This window comes from Falsiroseomonas sp. E2-1-a20 (assembly GCF_051433195.1).
Lineage (GTDB): Bacteria > Pseudomonadota > Alphaproteobacteria > Acetobacterales > Acetobacteraceae > Falsiroseomonas.
Genome location: NZ_JBHMFT010000187.1, coordinates 1 through 705, shown reverse-complemented (window position 1 = coordinate 705; position 705 = coordinate 1). Strand labels below are relative to the sequence as shown.

At 69.4% G+C, this 705-nt stretch carries 1 protein-coding gene; it reads left to right on the top strand.

The window, feature by feature from the left end:
* A partial coding sequence (locus ACFHPP_RS31295; protein ID WP_437167121.1) for a transposase occupies positions 1 to 682 on the top strand: 682 nt, incomplete at its 5' end.
* Between the last annotated feature and the right edge of the window lie 23 nt (positions 683 to 705).

The window sequence follows — 705 nt, the reverse complement described above, 5'->3', positions numbered from 1 at the left end:
CGGCCGTACGCGGCTAGCGCACAAGCCCGAGCACGCGGTCGACCTCGACACCGGCGCGGTGGTCGCCGCCGAGATGCACGCCGCCGACCGCGGCGACACCGCCACCCTGCCAGACACCCTGGCGAGCGCCGCGCGGCATCTCGGCGCGGTCGCGGAAGCGCCGAGCCCGGAGGCGCCGGCCAAGCTGGTGGCGGACAAGGGCTACCATTCCCGCGAGACGCTGAAGGCGCTCGACGATGGCGCGTGGAAGACCCGCATCTCCGAGCCGAAGCGAGACGGCTTTCTCCGCTGGCATGGCGACGATGCCGCCCGCCGCGCGGTGGTCAACAACCGCATCCGGCTGCTCTCCAGGGTCGCCCGCGCTGCCTTCAAGCTGCGCGCCGAGATCGTCGAACGCTGCTTTGCCCTGGTGCTTGACCGTGGCGGCATGCGGCGCACCTGGCTGCGCGGGCGGGAGAACATCCAGAAGCGCTACCTGATCCACCTCGCCGGCTACAATCTTGGCCTCATCATGCGCCTGCTGACCGGCGCCGGGACACCGAGGGAGTTCCAGGCGCGCCTATCTGCGTGCCTTGCCGCCATCATCATGCCGAACGGCTGCATAATGCTGCTGCTGATTGTCCTCGTCGGCGATCAAACCGCCGCCATCGCCATCAGCTTCGCCCCAGATCCCCGGAGCTGAACGACGACTTCATCAACGGGCTG